The 16340-nt window shown below is 62.4% G+C and carries 13 protein-coding genes and 1 pseudogene; 6 read left to right on the top strand and 8 right to left on the bottom strand.

The annotated features are described in order from the left end of the window. Positions 1-22: 22 nt before the first annotated feature. Entirely contained in the window at positions 23-775 is a 753-nt protein-coding gene (locus ACWPW0_RS01010) for a gamma-glutamyl-gamma-aminobutyrate hydrolase family protein (RefSeq protein ID WP_454254153.1), read from the bottom strand. A gap of 277 nt (positions 776-1052) precedes the next feature. Between ACWPW0_RS01010 and ACWPW0_RS01005 the strand changes: the two genes are divergently transcribed. From ACWPW0_RS01005 to aguA, 5 genes are all read left to right on the top strand, one after another. Further along, positions 1053-2432: a glutamine synthetase family protein gene (locus tag ACWPW0_RS01005; protein ID WP_447588153.1), complete on the top strand. Its 1380-nt coding sequence runs from the start codon at positions 1053-1055 to the stop codon at positions 2430-2432. A 128-nt stretch (positions 2433-2560) separates the two neighbouring features. Further along, positions 2561-3628, top strand: coding sequence for an extracellular solute-binding protein (locus tag ACWPW0_RS01000; RefSeq protein WP_447588152.1), 1068 nt, complete (start codon positions 2561-2563; stop codon positions 3626-3628). A gap of 269 nt (positions 3629-3897) precedes the next feature. Continuing rightward, on the top strand, positions 3898-4539 hold the full coding sequence (locus ACWPW0_RS00995) for a TetR/AcrR family transcriptional regulator (protein ID WP_447588151.1): 642 nt from the start codon (positions 3898-3900) through the stop codon (positions 4537-4539). Between the two features lie 215 nt (positions 4540-4754). Then, on the top strand, positions 4755-5633 hold the full coding sequence (gene aguB / locus ACWPW0_RS00990; protein WP_454254152.1) for an N-carbamoylputrescine amidase: 879 nt from the start codon (positions 4755-4757) through the stop codon (positions 5631-5633). A 61-nt stretch (positions 5634-5694) separates the two neighbouring features. Next, a complete protein-coding gene (aguA, locus tag ACWPW0_RS00985; protein WP_447588147.1) occupies positions 5695-6798 on the top strand; it encodes an agmatine deiminase in 1104 nt (367 codons plus the stop codon). A gap of 57 nt (positions 6799-6855) precedes the next feature. Here aguA and ACWPW0_RS00980 read toward each other — a convergent pair whose 3' ends face one another. The 3 genes from ACWPW0_RS00980 to desA form a co-directional block, all read right to left on the bottom strand. Further along, the gene (locus ACWPW0_RS00980; protein WP_447588146.1) at positions 6856-8172 is read right to left on the bottom strand and encodes a methyl-accepting chemotaxis protein; all 1317 of its coding nucleotides are present in this window, start codon (positions 8170-8172) and stop codon (positions 6856-6858) included. 137 nt (positions 8173-8309) lie between these two features. Continuing rightward, positions 8310-9299 (bottom strand): cytochrome-c peroxidase, encoded by a 990-nt coding sequence (locus tag ACWPW0_RS00975; RefSeq protein ID WP_454254151.1) that lies wholly within the window; start codon positions 9297-9299, stop codon positions 8310-8312. A gap of 161 nt (positions 9300-9460) precedes the next feature. Beyond that, a complete protein-coding gene (gene desA / locus ACWPW0_RS00970) occupies positions 9461-10651 on the bottom strand; it encodes a delta-9 fatty acid desaturase DesA (protein WP_454254150.1) in 1191 nt (396 codons plus the stop codon). Positions 10652-11006: 355 nt separating this feature from the next. Here desA and dibA point away from each other — a divergent pair. After that, positions 11007-13110 (top strand): annotated as a pseudogene (gene dibA, locus ACWPW0_RS00965) (phosphodiesterase DibA). Between the two features lie 54 nt (positions 13111-13164). On the opposite strand, the gene ACWPW0_RS00960 reads toward dibA, so the two are convergent. The 4 genes from ACWPW0_RS00960 to ssuD form a co-directional block, all read right to left on the bottom strand. Then, on the bottom strand, positions 13165-13380 hold the full coding sequence (locus ACWPW0_RS00960) for a TOBE domain-containing protein (protein ID WP_013793202.1): 216 nt from the start codon (positions 13378-13380) through the stop codon (positions 13165-13167). Between the two features lie 113 nt (positions 13381-13493). Further along, positions 13494-14294: an aliphatic sulfonates ABC transporter ATP-binding protein gene (gene ssuB, locus ACWPW0_RS00955; protein ID WP_454254149.1), complete on the bottom strand. Its 801-nt coding sequence runs from the start codon at positions 14292-14294 to the stop codon at positions 13494-13496. Beyond that, positions 14291-15085, bottom strand: a complete 795-nt coding sequence (gene ssuC, locus ACWPW0_RS00950) for an aliphatic sulfonate ABC transporter permease SsuC (RefSeq protein ID WP_447588136.1) — start codon at positions 15083-15085, stop codon at positions 14291-14293. The genes ssuB and ssuC overlap by 4 nt, the downstream gene beginning before the upstream one ends. A 71-nt stretch (positions 15086-15156) precedes the next feature. Further along, complete coding sequence (ssuD, locus tag ACWPW0_RS00945) at positions 15157-16305, bottom strand: FMNH2-dependent alkanesulfonate monooxygenase (RefSeq protein WP_447588134.1); 1149 nt, start codon at positions 16303-16305, stop codon at positions 15157-15159. Between the last annotated feature and the right edge of the window lie 35 nt (positions 16306-16340).

Genomic DNA, 16340 nt, shown 5'->3' with positions numbered 1-16340 from the left:
ACCGACTCTTTATATAGTCGGTTCAGCGTTGCCCCGCCCTCTTCCTGCAAGCCTCACCAAAGGCCTGGAAGATGGCGAGATAATTCGGGTTGGATCGCACCTGCCACTCCGGGTGCCATTGCACCCCGAGCGCGAAACTTGGCGCACCTTCGACGGAGAAGGCTTCGACCAACCCGTCAGGCGCCAGTGCTTCTACGCGAAGGCCCGGCGCCAGACGCTGAACGCCCTGGCCATGAATGGAGTTGACTTCAATCTCGTCCGGCAAGCCGAGGCCGGAGAGTACACCGCCCGGCTGCACGTGCAGCGGATGGCTGGGAGCGTATTGCACCTCGAGCGGCTGATCGTCCGGCTCGCGGTGGTCCATCAGTCCGTCGACTTCATGCACCGACTGGTGCAGGCTGCCGCCGAGGGCGACGTTGATTTCCTGGAAACCACGGCAGATACCCAACAGCGGGATACCGGCCTCGATGACCCGGCGGATCAGCGGCAGCGTGGTCTGGTCGCGAGCCGGGTCATGCTGGGTCCCGGGGGCACTGGCCGGACCGTTGTAATAGTGGGGTTCGACATTCGACGGCGAGCCGGTAAGCAGCAGGCCATCCAGGGTTTCGAGCAGGGTCTCTTGGTCGATCAATTCGCCCAGCGAGGGGATCACCAGCGGTACGCCCCCGGCACCAACCGCTACGGCGCGGACGTATTTATCGCCGACGATATGATAAGGATGAGAGCCGATCTGCTTGCTGCAGGTGGTGACGCCGATCAACGGCAGGCGAGACATGGAGCACCTGTTTTATTGCTGTTATGAGGTTGATCCCGAGATTAGCCTTGTTCATTTTTTTACACAATAGGGTCGTAAAAAATTGAACACACCCCACTGAGCAACCTTGGAAGGAACCGCAGAAAAGGATGAAAACCAGGCCTAAACGCCCCAAAAATGGCCACGCAGCCCCATTTAAGGGCAAAATGGGGCGCTATTGACAGCGAAAGGTCTTTAAGATTGACTCACAGTCGTGCATTTGCATGATTGAAATTTTTAACAAAAAAGGTGTTGCATCATGTCGGTACCCCCGCGTGCCGTTCAGCTTAACGAAGCGAACGCGTTCCTTAAGGAACATCCTGAGGTCCTGTTCGTCGACCTTCTTATTGCGGATATGAACGGTGTGGTGCGCGGCAAGCGCATCGAACGAAACAGCCTGCATAAAGTGTATGAAAAGGGCATCAACCTGCCCGCCTCCCTCTTCGCTCTCGACATCAATGGCTCCACCGTAGAAAGCACCGGCCTCGGCCTGGATATCGGTGACGCCGACCGCATCTGCTTCCCCATTCCCAACACCCTGTGCAACGAGCCTTGGCAGAAGCGTCCTACCGCGCAACTGCTGATGACCATGCACGAGCTCGACGGCAATCCGTTCTTTGCCGACCCGCGCGAAGTGTTGCGCCAGGTGGTCGCCAAATTCGACGAGATGAACCTGCGCATCTGCGCGGCCTTCGAGCTGGAGTTCTACCTGATCGACCAGGAGAACGTGAACGGCCGTCCGCAGCCGCCACGTTCTCCCCTGTCCGGCAAGCGCCCGATCTCAACCCAGGTGTACCTGATCGATGACCTCGACGAATACGTCGACTGCCTGCAGGACATGCTCGAAGCCGCGAAAGAGCAAGGCATCCCGGCCGACGCTATCGTCAAGGAAAGCGCCCCGGCCCAGTTCGAGGTCAACCTGCATCACGTCGAAGACGCGATCAAGGCCTGTGACTACGCCCTGCTGCTCAAGCGCCTGATCAAGAACATCGCCTACGACCATGAGATGGACACCACCTTCATGGCCAAGCCCTACCCGGGCCAGGCGGGCAACGGTCTGCACGTGCACATCTCGCTGCTCGACAAGACCACCGGCAAGAACATCTTCACCTCTGATGATCCCCTGGAGAACGCCGCTCTGCGTCATGCGATCGGCGGTGTCCTGGAGACCATGCCGGCGTCGATGGCCTTCCTCTGCCCCAACGTCAACTCGTACCGCCGCTTCGGTGCGCAGTTCTACGTGCCGAACGCGCCAAGCTGGGGTGTGGACAACCGCACCGTGGCCGTCCGTGTACCGAACGGCAGCCCGGACTCGGTGCGCATCGAACACCGCGTGGCCGGTGCCGATGCCAACCCGTACCTGATGATGTCGGCGATCCTCGCCGGAATTCACCACGGCCTGACCAATCAGGTCGATCCGGGCGAGCCGATCGAAGGCAACTCCTACGAGCAACTGGAACAGAGCCTGCCGAACAACCTGCGTGATGCATTGCGCGAGCTGGACGACAGCGAAGTGCTGAACAAGTACATCGATCCGAAGTACATCGACATCTTCGTCGCCTGTAAGGAAGCCGAGCTGGAGGAGTTCGAGACCACCATCTCCGACCTCGAATACAACTGGTACTTGCATACCGTATAAGCACCATCCGACGCCGGCCGTAGAGCCGGCGCATTTTTCTGTCAGTGTGCCCCTGCTCCGCGATTGCCATGCGCGGACAGGCGAAGCATTGCCGTGACATGGCCCGCCACACCACCAAGGAGGTTTTCATGTTTCGCGCTCTTGCCCCGCTACTGCTGGCTCTGGCACCCAGCCTGGCGGTGGCCGCCGACTCGATCCGTGTCTACAACTGGAACGACTACATCGCGCCACAGGTACTGGCTGACTTCACCAAGGCCACCGGCATCGAAGTCGACTACCACACCTACAGCACCGCCGAAGAGCTGGAAACAGTCCTCGCCAGCGGTGAAAAGATCGATATCGCCGTCCCCTCGCACGACACCCTGCCGCGCCTGATCAAGGACGGCCGCCTGCAACCCCTGGACTTCGCCCGCCTGCCCAATCGCAGTCACCTGGACAAGCAACTGCTGAGCAAGCTCGCCGCAGTCGACCCCAGTAACCGGCATGCCGTGCCTTACCTGTGGGGCGCTGTGGGTCTGGCCATCAACACACCCAAGGCCGAGGCCGCCTACGGTGGGCCGCTACCGGACAGCTGGAGCGTGCTGTTCAATCCCGCACAGAGCGCCAAGCTCGCCAGTTGCGGCATCAGCGTGCTGGATGCGCCGGATGAGGTGCTGTCGACCCTGATGAACTATCAGGGCAACAACTTCGCACGCAGCTCGGCAGGGCGCATGCGCCGCGCCGGTAAGGTGCTCGAGACCCTGCGTCCACACCTCGCCTACGTCGACAGCGAGCGTTACATCGAAGACCTCAACACCGGCAAACTGTGCCTGGCACTGGCCTGGGCCGGTGATGCACTGGCCGCCGCGCAAGCAGGGCAGCCGGTGAAATTCATCGTGCCGCGCGAAGGCTCCGTGCTGTTCATCGACAACCTGGTCATCCCCAGCAGCGCCAGCCGGGCCGACCTGGCGCATACCTTCATCAACTTCATGTTGCAGCCTCAGGTGGCGGCGCTGATCACCAGCGAGACCCTCTACCCCAATGGCAACGCAGACGCCACGCAGTACCTCGACGCAGCCCTGCGTGAAGACAAGGGCCTTTACCCGGACCGCGACACCAAGCGCCGCCTGTTCGCCCTCGACAGCCTGCCGGAACAACTGATTGGCACCCGCAACGCGGTGTGGGAGGCCTTCCGCGACGGCAAGCAGGCCCCATAGGGCAGTAATGCCGTTCGCATCGATCAAGGGGCTGGTTCCAACGCTCCAGCGTGGGAACCTGATCCGGGGACGACGTCTGTAACAGCGTTTCCACGCAGAACACGAGCGGGCCTCGACAGCTGTTGCAACGTGCTCGGCACCGTCCAGAACTTCGCACGCCACAACAGGTGCGCACGGCGCACCTGTTGTGGACCGAGTTGACCCACACACGCCTTGCCTCACCCGCCTGTCTCGCGTCCAATAGCGCCAGCCACGGACAGGAGATCGGCATGACCCGCCCCGCCACACCTCGCAAACCCCGCGCCAGCAGTCAGGCACGCATCGCCCAGATTCTCGATGCCGCCCGCACGCTGTTGCGCGAACAGGGCTTTGCCGGGCTGTCGATCTACAGTGTTGCCGAGCGTGCCGGCATTCCACCGTCCTCGGTGTACCACTTCTTCGCCAGCGTGCCAGCCGTGCTCGAAGCCCTGACCGCCGACATTCACGCGACCTTTCGCGCCTGCCTGCAGGTGCCCGTGGAACACGCCGAGCTGCACGACTGGCGCGACCTCTCACGCCTGGTCGAGCAGCGCATGCTGGCGATCTATGCGCAGGACAGCGCCGCGCGCCAACTGATCCTCGCGCAACACGGCCTGAGCGAAGTGACCCAGGCCGACCGCCAGCATGACCTGGAACTCGGGCGCCTGATGCAGGACCTGTTCGAGCGCCACTTCCCCTTGCCGCAACTGCCCGAGGATGTCGATGTATTCGCCCTGGCCATGGAGCTGGGTGATCGGGTCTATGCACGCTCGGTGCAACTGCACGGCGAAATCACCCCGCGCCTAGCCGCTGAAGGCATGCGTGTCTTCGACGCCTACCTGGGCCTGTACCTGCCCATTGGCCTGCCAAAGCGCGCGCAACCGCTGTCCTGACGGTTCGCCTCCAACCCCCGCTCTCCTCTGGCATCGAATTAATTGGATTTTTATTCGATAAAAATCCAATTAATTCGCTAAGACCACGTTAAACTCGCTTCAAATATCGATTTTTATCGGATATAAATCTTTCCAGCGTCGTGCAGGCCACCCGCCAAGGGGTCATCGGCCTCTGCCACGATCCGATAACGTCACTCCTGCTGCGAGGTGTTCCCGTGTCGCGTTTCGTTACCGTCGCCGCCACCCAGATGGCCTGCTCCTGGGATAGCGCCGCGAATATCGCCAAGGCTGAAAAACTGGTGCGTGAAGCTGCCGCCAAAGGCGCGCAGATCATCCTGATCCAGGAATTGTTCGAAACACCGTACTTCTGCCAGAAACCCAATCCGGACTACCTGCAACTGGCTACGCCGGTCGAGCGCAATCCGGCGATCCGGCACTTCCAGAATGTGGCCAGGGAACTGCAGGTGGTGCTGCCGATCAGCTTCTTCGAGCTGGCCGGGCGGGCGCGTTTCAACAGCATCGCCATCATCGATGCCGACGGCCAGAACCTCGGCATTTATCGGAAAAGTCATATCCCGGATGGCCCCGGCTACCACGAGAAGTACTACTTCAACCCGGGCGATACCGGCTTCAAGGTCTGGAACACCCGCTACGCCAGGATCGGCGTCGGTATCTGCTGGGACCAGTGGTTCCCCGAGTGCGCGCGCAGCATGGCGCTGCTTGGCGCCGAAATTCTGTTCTACCCGACCGCCATCGGCAGCGAACCGCACGACCCGACCATCAGCTCGCGCGAGCACTGGCAGCGGGTGCAGCAGGGGCATGCCGGTGCTAACCTGATGCCGCTGGTCGCCAGCAACCGCATCGGCCGGGAAGAGCAGGACGGTTACACCATCACCTTCTATGGCTCCTCGTTCATCGCCAACCAGTTCGGTGAGAAAGTCGAAGAACTCGACCAGAGCGAAGAAGGCGTGCGGGTGCATCGCTTCGATCTCGACCAGCTCGAACATATCCGCAGCGCCTGGGGCAGCTTCCGCGATCGTCGCCCGAACCTGTACGGGCCGCTCAAGACCCTCGACGGCGCTCTCGAATCCTGACGCCCTTGTAGCAGCCACCGTGCTGACACCTGCGCAAGCAGCACACAGATAGGTAGATCCGATGACCACACTTACCCGTACTCCCCGCGCCGACGGCTTTCACATGCCTGCCGAATGGGCAACTCACCAGCAGACCTGGATGGTGTGGCCCGAACGCCCGGACAACTGGCGCCTCGGTGGCAAACCGGCGCAGGCGGCTTTCAGCGCCGTGGCCACGGCCATCGCCCGCTTCGAGCCGGTGACCGTGTGCGTCTCCGCCAGCCAGTACGAGAACGCCCGCGCGCGCCTCGACCAGGCCAACATCCGCCTGGTGGAAATCAGCACCGACGACGCCTGGGTGCGCGACACCGGCCCGACCTTCGTCACCAACGCCAGCGGCGAGGTGCGTGGGGTGGACTGGGGTTTCAATGCCTGGGGTGGCTTCGATGGCGGCCTGTATGCGCCCTGGAATCGCGATGACCAGGTGGCCAGCAAGATCCTCGAGATCGAGCGCTGCGACCGTTACCGCACCGAAGGTTTCGTGCTCGAAGGCGGCTCGATCCATGTCGATGGCGAAGGCACCCTGATCACCACCGAGGAATGCCTGCTCAACCGCAATCGCAATCCACACCTGACCCGTGAGCAGATCGAAACGGTGCTGCACGACCACCTGGCCGTCGATACCGTGATCTGGCTGCCGGATGGCCTGTTCAACGATGAGACTGACGGCCACGTCGACAACTTCTGCTGCTACGTGCGTCCCGGAGAAGTGCTGCTGGCCTGGACCGACGATGCCAACGACCCCAACTACCCACGCTGCCAGGCAGCCATGCGCGTGCTGGAAAACGCCCGTGACGCCAAGGGTCGCCAATTGATCGTGCACAAGATGCCGATTCCCGGCCCGCTGCATGCCACGGAGGAAGAGTGCGCCGGGGTCGATCTGGTTGCCGGCAGCCAGGAGCGCAGCCCGGCTGTGCGCCTGGCCGGCTCCTACGTCAACTTCCTGATCGTCAACGGCGGGATCATCGCACCGAGCTTCGACGATCCCAAGGACGAAGAAGCCCGGGCCATTCTCGCCCGTGTGTTCCCTGAGCATGAGGTGGTGATGGTGCCAGGCCGTGAAATCCTGCTCGGTGGCGGCAACATCCATTGCATCACCCAGCAGCAACCGGCACCCCAGCGCTGAGGGCTTCGACCGAAAGGTGCGCACGACCTGCGCACCTACGGTCGCGCGCGGCTGAACTCAGTCCTGCATTGCCTCGGTGAACTGGCTGATGGCATCGACCACCCGCTGCGCTTCATCGCGGATATCCAGCATCACCTCACCGGCACGGTTGACCAGTTGCACCCCGTGCTCGGCCTTGATCTTGCTGCCGTCCATGCCACCGACCGCCTGCTGCGCCAGGTCATGGTTCAGCCGTACCACCTCGTTGATCTCTACCGTGGCCTGGCTGGTGCGTGCCGCCAGGTTGCGCACCTCATCCGCCACCACGGCAAACCCACGGCCCTGCTCACCCGCCCGTGCCGCCTCGATGGCCGCGTTGAGCGCCAGCAGGTTGGTCTGTTCGGCAATGCCACGAATGACCTGAACGATGCTGCTGATGCGCTCGGATTGCTCGTTGAGCGCACCAATATTGCCCGCGACCTGCTCCAGCTCGGCGGCGATGCCCCGCACCACCTGCACCGCCTCTTCCACCGTGGCAGCACCCTTGACGGCGCTGTCATCGGTTTCGCGAGCGATATCGAATGCCAGCTGAGCAGCGGCCGCCTCCGCCTCGCGGTGCTCGACCTGGGCGGTGATGTCACTGGCGAACTTGACCACGCCATAGAGCCGGCCCGCTGCGTCGTACAGCGGGTTGTAGGTGGCACGTAACCAGACCACCTGTCCGGACTTGGCGATGCGCTTGAAGCGGTCCGAAATGAACTCGCCGTTATTCAGCCGTCGCCAGAACTGCCGGTAGGCTTCCGTGTCGGCCTCCTGCCGGTCGCAGAACAGGCTGTGGTGCTTGCCACGGATTTCTTCCAGGCGATAACCCATGGTGTGCGAAAAGTTATCGTTGGCCTGGACCACCTCGCCCTTGAGGTTGAACTCGATCACCGCCATGGAACGGTTGATCGCATTCAGCAGGCTCTGGTGCTGCTGCTCGGCCTGCACCTGCCCGGAAATATCGGTGGCCACCTTGATGACCTTGCAGACATTGCCCGTGGCGTCGCGCACAGGCAGGTAGCTGGCCTCCAGCCAGACTTCCCGGCCACCCTTGGCCAGGCGCATGAAGCGGTCACTGAAGCTTTCGCCCTTGGCCAGGCGCTGCCAGAACTGGGTGTAGGCTGCGCTGGCGACCAGCTCGCGGGTGCAGAACAGCCGATGATGTTGGTCCTTGAGTTCACTCAACCCGTAACCCATGGTTTCCAGAAAAGGTCCGTTGGCATCAATGATCTCGCCTTGAGGGGTGAATTCGATCATCGCCATGGATTTCTTGATTGCGCCCAATGTCTGCTGGCTGATAGCCAGTTCGCATTGGCTGCGCTGCAATTCAGTACGAGTACTGGAGCCAAACATGAACCACCTCCACTCCTTAGAGAGCAATACGGGCATGGCTAAATGACATACGCGTGATGCGCGTCTCAAAAGACTAGACGAGGTTTCTACAATCACCTGCACACCATGAAAAAACCCGCCTAACGGCGGGTTTCGGGTTACTCGAAAGGCACAGGTCGAGGGGTGTTGTTGGTCGAGGGCGGCAGTATCGGGATCTGGAAGTTGGGCTGCTCGCCGGTCAGGGTCTTGAGGAAGGCCGTGATCTTGCCGATATCGTCATCGCTGAGCTTGCGTCCCAGTTGCAGGCGCGCCATCACATCGACCGACTCTTCAAGCGTCCAGTAGGCGCCATCGTGGAAGTAGGGGTAAGTCAGTTCGACGTTACGCAGGGTCGGCACCTTGAAGCGGAAGCGGTCGACGTCCTTGCCGGTCAGCCCCGCCACACCCTCGGCCGGGTTCTTCGTCTGGTAGGGCTCGACCAGGCCCATCTTCTGGAACGAGTTGCCGCCTACTGCCGGGCCGTTATGACAGGCCACGCAACCGATCGACTTGAACAGCTGATAGCCCTCCAGTTCAACGGCGCTGATGGCCTTGGCATCGCCCTTGAGCCAGAGGTCGAAGCGCGAATTCGGCGTGACCAGGGTCTTCTCGAATTCGGCGATGGCGTCGGTCACCGCATCCAGGGTGATCTCATCGGTCTTGTACACCGCCTTGAACGACTCACGGTACTGCGGAATGGAACGCAGCACGTCGGTGGCCAGGATGTGGGTGAAGGCCATTTCCTTCGGGTTGGCGATCGGCCCGGCAGCCTGCTCCTTCAGGTCGGCCGCGCGGCCATCCCAGAACTGCGCCAGGTTCAGGCTGGAGTTGAGCACGGTGGGCGAGTTGATCGGCCCTTCCTGCCAGCGGTCACCGATGGACGTGGGCAGGTTGTCGCTGCCGCCCATGCTCAGGTTGTGGCAGGAGTTGCAGGAAATGAAGCCGGAGCGCGACAGGCGCGGATCGAAGAACAGCTGCTTCCCCAGTTCGACCTTGGCCGGATCGCTGACCTCAGCGGGAGCGATGGGCTGGATGGGTTCTTTCACGGTGCTGGCCCAGGCAGTGGAACTCAGACAGAGTCCGACAGCCAGCAGGACGGTAGTGCGCATGGGAGTATCTCCTCGTTATGCAGGCAGGTTTTTCTTGACCATGCCCGAGCCAACGAGGGCTCCACTTGATGCATATCAACGGCAGCGCGCCGAGATAGCCAATTGCAATCATCGGAAACAAAAAGCCCGCCAATGGCGGGCTTTTCTGTCACGGTATCGACTCAAGCCGTGGCTTGGGCGGGACGCAACGAGTAGGTCTTGAGCTGCTCGGCGAAATCACGCAGCGACTGGATACCACTGGCCTCGGCTTCGTGCACCCATTGCTTGATCGCCTCGAGCATATCGTGGCCATTGCTGCTGGTCTTGACCCAGATCTGCTGCAGGGCGATGCGCTTCTCGTAGATCACCTTCAGCGCCTGGCTCTGTTCGAGCATGGCGGCAATACGCAGTTGGTGGTGTTCCTCGAGCAGGCTGGTCTCGCGGGACAGCAGGCGCTTGGCGCGGCGGAACAGGTGACGCACGGACTCGTCGGCCTTGGCCAGTTCCTGTTTCACCAGCGGCTTGATCACCAGCTTGCGGTACTGCGCCATGATCTGGAAACGGTTGTTGAGGATGGCCATGGCGGTGTCCATGTCCATGTGCCGCTTGCCTTCGACGCGATGGGCGATGGGTGCCACGCGCTGCACCTTGGCCAGGCGCAGGAAGCTGAACAGTTGAATCCAGGCCCAACCCAGGTCGAACTCCCACTTCTTCACCGACAGCTTGGCGCTGTTCGGGTAGGTGTGGTGGTTGTTGTGCAGCTCCTCGCCGCCAATCAGGATGCCCCACGGCACCAGGTTGGTCGCCGCGTCGCGGCATTCGAAGTTGCGGTAACCAACGGCATGGCCGAGGCCATTGATGACGCCGGCCGCCCACACGGGAATCCACATCATCTGGATGGCCCAGACGGTCATGCCGAGCACGCCGAACAGCGCCAGGTCGATGATCGCCATGATGATGATGCCGCCCATGGGGAAGCGCGAGTATAGGTTGCGTTCGACCCAGTCTTCCGGGCAGTTCTTGCCGTAGATACGCAGGGTTTCCGGATTCTTCGCCTCTTCCTGATACAGCTCGGCACCGGTCCGCAGCACGGTACCCAGGCCCTTGATCACCGGGCTGTGCGGGTCATCGACGGTTTCGCATTTGGCGTGGTGCTTGCGGTGGATGGCCGTCCACTCGCGGGTGTTCTGGCCGGTGGTCATCCACAGCCAGAAACGGAAGAAATGCTTGAGTGCAGGATGCAGCTCCAGCGCACGGTGCGCCGAGTAACGATGAAGATAAACAGTGACGCTGACGATGGTGATGTGCGTCATCACAAGAGTCACGGCGATGAGTTGCCAGACCGACAGGTCGAGTAAACCGTTGTACCACATGGATGGTAGTGCCTCGCGGGGAAGGAGAACCGGCCCGAACAGCGAGCCTTCCCGCATTATCTACGACACCCGAGATAAAACCAGTACGGCTTTAGAATCGAATGCACTGGATTGTTACTTCTCTATAATGCCTACCCCTTCACATTTCACCGCAGCCAGGCTCCGTCTACTCTCCATGAATTTTCCCCATAGCCCGCTGCGGCTCACCCTGCTCTATCTGTGCATTGCCTTGGCGTGGGTCATTGGTGGTGACCATCTGCTGGTCGCGATGGGTGTCGAAGACGACCTGCTGGATCGCTACGAACAGCTCAAGGACCTGGCTTTCGTGCTGTTGACCGGCAGCCTGTTGTTCCTCGTGCTGTCCCGGCACGCTGGCGAACAGGGGCTGATACGCGAAGCGATGAAAGGCAGCGAGGAACGTCTGGCCCTCGCGCTGGACTCGGCTCAGGAAGGCTTGTGGGACTGGCAGGCCACACACGCCAACAGTGTTTTATTCGCAGCGTTATTGCGAAATTCTTGGTTACAACCGCAGCGACTTTGGCGACACACGCAATGCCTGGGCCGAGCGTTTGCACCCCGAAGACCGCCAACTTACCGAGCAACGCCTGCGTAGCCTGATAGACGAGCGCTGCCAGCACTACATCGGCGTATTCCGCATGCGCCACCAGGATGACAGCTACCGCTGGATCCAGGCCCGAGGCCAGTTCCTGTTCGATACGCGCGGCAAGCTGACCCGCTTCATCGGCACCATCATCGACATCACCCAGCGCCGCGCCGACGAAGAAAGCCTGCGCCAAGCCGCCGCCGTGTTCGAGAGTACCCAGGAAGGTGTGCTGGTCACCGATACGCGCCAGCGCATCGTTCACGTCAACCCGGCCTTCAGCCGTATCACCGGCTTCGCACTGGACGAAGTGCTGGGGCAGAATCCGTCGCGCTTCAAGTCGGGCCGCCACGACAAGGTCTTCTATCAGACCTTATGGAAAGCCCTCGCCCAACACGGTTCCTGGAGTGGGGAAATCTGGAATCGCCGTAAGAACGGCGAAGTGTTCCCGATGTGGCAGTGCATCCGGGTCATCCACGATGAAAGCGGTACGCCCAGTCATTACGTCGCGGTGTTCTCCGACATCAGTGCGATCAAGGAGTCACAGCACGAACTGGACTACCTGGCCCACCATGACGCCCTGACCACCCTGCCCAACCGCCTGCTGTTCAGCGAGCGGATCGAGCAGGCGATCCAGCGCGCCGGGCGCGAGCGCACCGGGGGTGGAGCCTTACTGCTGATCGACCTCGACCACTTCCAGATCATCAACGAAAGCCTCGGCCACAACATCGGCGACCAGTTGCTCAAGCTGATCGGCGAGCGCCTGAGCAGCAACCTCGACGAAAGCATGACGCTCGCCCGCCTGGGCGGCGACGAATTCGGTCTGCTCAGTGAAGACTGCGTGCAGTCCGACCAGGCCTCGAACCTGGCACAGAAGCTCCTCGATAGCCTGTCCGAGGCCTTCGTCATCGGCAGTGAAACCCTGTTCATCAGCGCCAGCATCGGCATCAGCCTGTTCCCGGAAGATGGCAACACGGTGGAGAAACTGCTGCGCAATGCCGACTCCGCGCTGTTCCGCGCCAAGAGCAGCGGGCGCCAGACATTCAGCTTCTATAGCCAGGAGATGACCGCCCAGGCGCGCCAGCGGGTCAAGGTCGAGGTCGAACTGCGCCAGGCGCTGGAGCAGGGACAGCTGCGGGTCTACTACCAGCCGATCCACCACCTGGACGACAAGCGCATGCTCGGCGTCGAAGCCCTGGTGCGCTGGCAACATCCGCAACGCGGCCTGGTGCCGCCGGGCGAGTTCATTCCGGTGGCCGAAGACAGCGGCCTGATCGGCGCCATCGATGCCTGGGTGTTGCGCCAGGCCTGCCAGCAGCTGTGCAAGTGGCAGGCCGACGGCATTGCCCTGCAGTTCGTGGCGGTCAACGTTTCCAGTCGCCTGTTCAGCCGCGGCGAACTGGAGCTTCAAGTCGCCCAGGTCCTGGGCGAGACAGGGCTCGACCCGGCCTGCCTGGAGCTGGAGGTCACGGAAAGTGCCGTCATGGATGATCCCGATCACGCACTCGAACGCCTGCACAAGCTGCGCGCCCTCGGCGTGCGCCTGGCAATCGACGATTTCGGTACCGGCTACTCCTCGCTTGCCCGGCTCAAGCGCCTACCGGTGGACAAGCTGAAACTGGATCAGAGCTTCGTTCGGGGGCTGCCGGGTGACAGTGACGATGCCGCCATCGCCCGCGCGGTCATCACCCTCGGTCATAGCCTGGGCTTGCGGGTACTTGCCGAAGGCATCGAGCAGGAAGCGCAGGCGAATTTCCTCCGTGAACTCGGCTGTAGCCTCGGCCAGGGTTACTGGTTCGGCCGCCCACAACCGGCCGACGCACTGATGCCGAGTCTGCCTACGCACGTACCGCTGTGACGCACCACCGAGCAGGGATGCGCAACGCGCACCCTACCTCGGTCGCTCATGCGCTTAGAGCTTGGCGATCGACACCTCAGTCGACTTGACGAAGGCAATCACTTCGCTGCCCACGCCCAGCTCCAGCTCGCGCACGGAACGGGTGGTGATGACCGACGTGACGATGCCGGCAGCGGTCTGCACGTCGATTTCCGACAGCACGTCGCCTTCGACGATTTCCTTGATGGTGCCTTTGAACTGATTGCGTACGTTGATGGCCTTGATGGTCATGGTCTTTCTCCTAACGGTTGATGGATGCGAGCAGCGGGTATCGCCGCCCGGTAGGGTGGAAAAGCCCAAGGCGTTTCCCACCGGAACACTGATGGATGCGCATGGCATCCGCCCTAGAGCGCCCAACGCAGTTGCGTGGGCAGCGGTGAAACAGGATCGGGTTGTGGCGGCAGCTCCGGCAGTGCCAACACCCGGTTGAGTACTTCGGCCTCCAGCGTCGCCAGGCGCGCCGAACCCCGTTGCCGGGGACGCAGCAGGTCGACCGGCAGATCGAGACCGATCTCGCCGTCCTCGATCAGGATCACCCGGTCGGCGATGGCCACGGCTTCGCTGACGTCATGGGTGACCAACAGCACGGTGAAGCCATGTTGCTGCCACAGGCGTTCGATCAGTTGCTGCATCTCGATGCGCGTCAACGCATCCAGCGCGCCCAGTGGTTCGTCGAGCAGCAGCAGGCGCGGCTGGTGAATCAGGGCGCGGGCCAGGGCCACGCGCTGTTTCTGCCCACCGGACAAGGCTGCCGGCCACTCGTTGGCACGGTCGGCCAGGCCGACGGCTTCCAGCGCTTCACGGGCCTTGGCCTTCCAGTCCCCGGACAGGCCGAGACCGACGTTGTCGATCACCCGTTTCCAGGGCAGCAGGCGCGAGTCCTGAAACATCAGGCGAATGTCTTCGCGCGCGGCACTGAGCGGGCCATTGCCGGCCTGCAGGTCGCCACTGGTGGGCAAATCCAGCCCCGCCAGCAGGCGCAGCAAGGTGCTTTTGCCGCAGCCACTGCGGCCGACCACCGCAACGAACTGTCCGGCCGGGATACGCAACTCGATGTCCTTGAGCACTTCACGCTCGCCGAAGGACTTGTGGATATGCTTGATCGCCAGCGGAATACCGCGCTTGAGGCTATGCAGGGCCGTCATGCGTCACCTGCCTTGACCTGATAGGCCGGGTGCCAGCGCAGCCAGATACGCTCCAGCGCACGGGCAGCCACGTCGGCCAATTTGCCGAGTACGGCATAAAGCAGGATCGCCAGCACGACCACGTCGGTCTGCAGGAATTCGCGGGCGTTCATCGCCAGGTAGCCGATACCGGAACTGGCAGAAATGGTTTCGGCGACGATCAGCGTCAGCCACATGAAACCGAGGGCGAAACGCACCCCGACCAGGATCGATGGCAGGGCACCCGGCAGGATCACCTGACGGAACAGGGAGAAACCGGACAAGCCATAGCTGCGCGCCATTTCCACCAGCGCCGGGTCGACATTGCGGATGCCGTGGTAGGTGTTGAGGTAGATCGGGAACAGCGTACCGAGGGCGACCAGGAAGATCTTCGCGCTCTCGTCGATACCGAACCACAGGATCACCAGCGGAATCAGCGCCAGGTGCGGCACGTTACGAATCATCTGCACCGAACTGTCGAGCAGGCGCTCGCCCCACTTCGACAGGCCGGTGATAAAACCCAGTGCCAGGCCGATGCCGCCACCGATGGCAAAGCCGATACCCGCCCGCCAGCCGCTGATGGCCAGGTGCGTCCAGATCTCGCCACTGCGCAGCAACTCCCAGCCCGCCGCCAGTACGGCACTCGGGGCCGGCAGGATGCGCGTGGACAACAGCCCGGCCACCACGGCCAACTGCCAGACCGCCAGCAGCGCCACGGGCAATGCCCAGGGTGCGAGGCGGTGAACTACCTTGTTTAGCGTTTGCGTCGACATGCTCAACGCTCCTTTTGAAATTCGTTGCGATCACCGGATGGGGACGGTCAGTCCATCCCCTCTCCCTCACATCAGCTTGCCGACGCCGCCTTGGGCAGAATGTCGTTGGCCACCATCTCGCCGAACGGGCTGACATAACCACGCCCTTCGGCCACCTGCGGACGGTTCACGTCCAGGTGCGGGAACAGCAGCTCGGCGACCCGGTACGACTCCTCCAGGTGCGGATAACCGGAGAAGATGAAGGTGTCGATGCCCAGGTCTGCGTATTCCTTGACCCGTGCCGCCACGGTCGGGCCATCGCCAACCAATGCCGTGCCCGCACCGCCACGCACCAGACCGACCCCGGCCCAGAGGTTCGGCGACACTTCCAGGTTGTCCTTGCTGCCGCCATGTAGGGCGGCCATGCGTTGCTGACCGACCGAGTCGAAGCGCGCCAGGGAAGCCTGGGCGCGGGCGATGGTCTCGTCGTCGACATGGGCGATCAGTTTGTCCGCGGCCTGCCAGGCTTCTTCGTTGGTCTCACGCACGATCACGTGCAGACGGATGCCGAAGCGCACTTCCCGGCCCTGGGCCGCAGCTTTCTCGCGCACCTGAGCGATCTTCTCGGCCACAGCGGCCGGCGGCTCGCCCCAGGTCAGGTACAGCTCGACCTGCTCGGCGGCGAGGTCTTGGGCGGCGTCGGAGGAACCACCGAAATACAGCGGCGGACGCGGCTGCTGGATCGGCGGGTAGAGTAATTTGGCGCCCTTGACCTGAATGTGCTTACCGTCGTAGTCGACGGTCTCGCCTTCGAGCACACGACGCCAGATGCGGGTGAATTCCACCGAGGCTTCATAGCGTTCGGCGTGGGACAGGTTGAGGCCGTCGCCGGCCAGCTCGTCCGGATCACCCCCGGTCACCAGGTTGAACAGCGCGCGGCCGTTGGACAGTCGGTCCAGAGTCGCAGCCTGCCGCGCGGCAACCGTCGGGGAAATGATCCCGGGGCGCAGGGCAACGAGGAATTTCAGGCGTTGCGTCACCGGAATCAGCGAAGCGGCCACCAGCCAGGAGTCCTCGCAGGAACGCCCGGTAGGGATCAGTACACCGCCAAAACCGAGGCGGTCGGCTGCCTGGGCGATCTGCTGCAGGTAACCGTGATCGACGGCGCGCGCGCCCTCGGCGGTCCCCAGGTAATGGCCGTCGCCGTGGGTCGGCAGGAACCAGAAAATGTTCAGACTCATGGAGTGGTCTCCTTCGGTGCTCGGTGACGGCGCCG

It is taken from the genome of Pseudomonas sp. Marseille-Q8238 (genome assembly GCF_965111915.1).
This window is presented reverse-complemented; position numbering and strand designations above follow the sequence as displayed.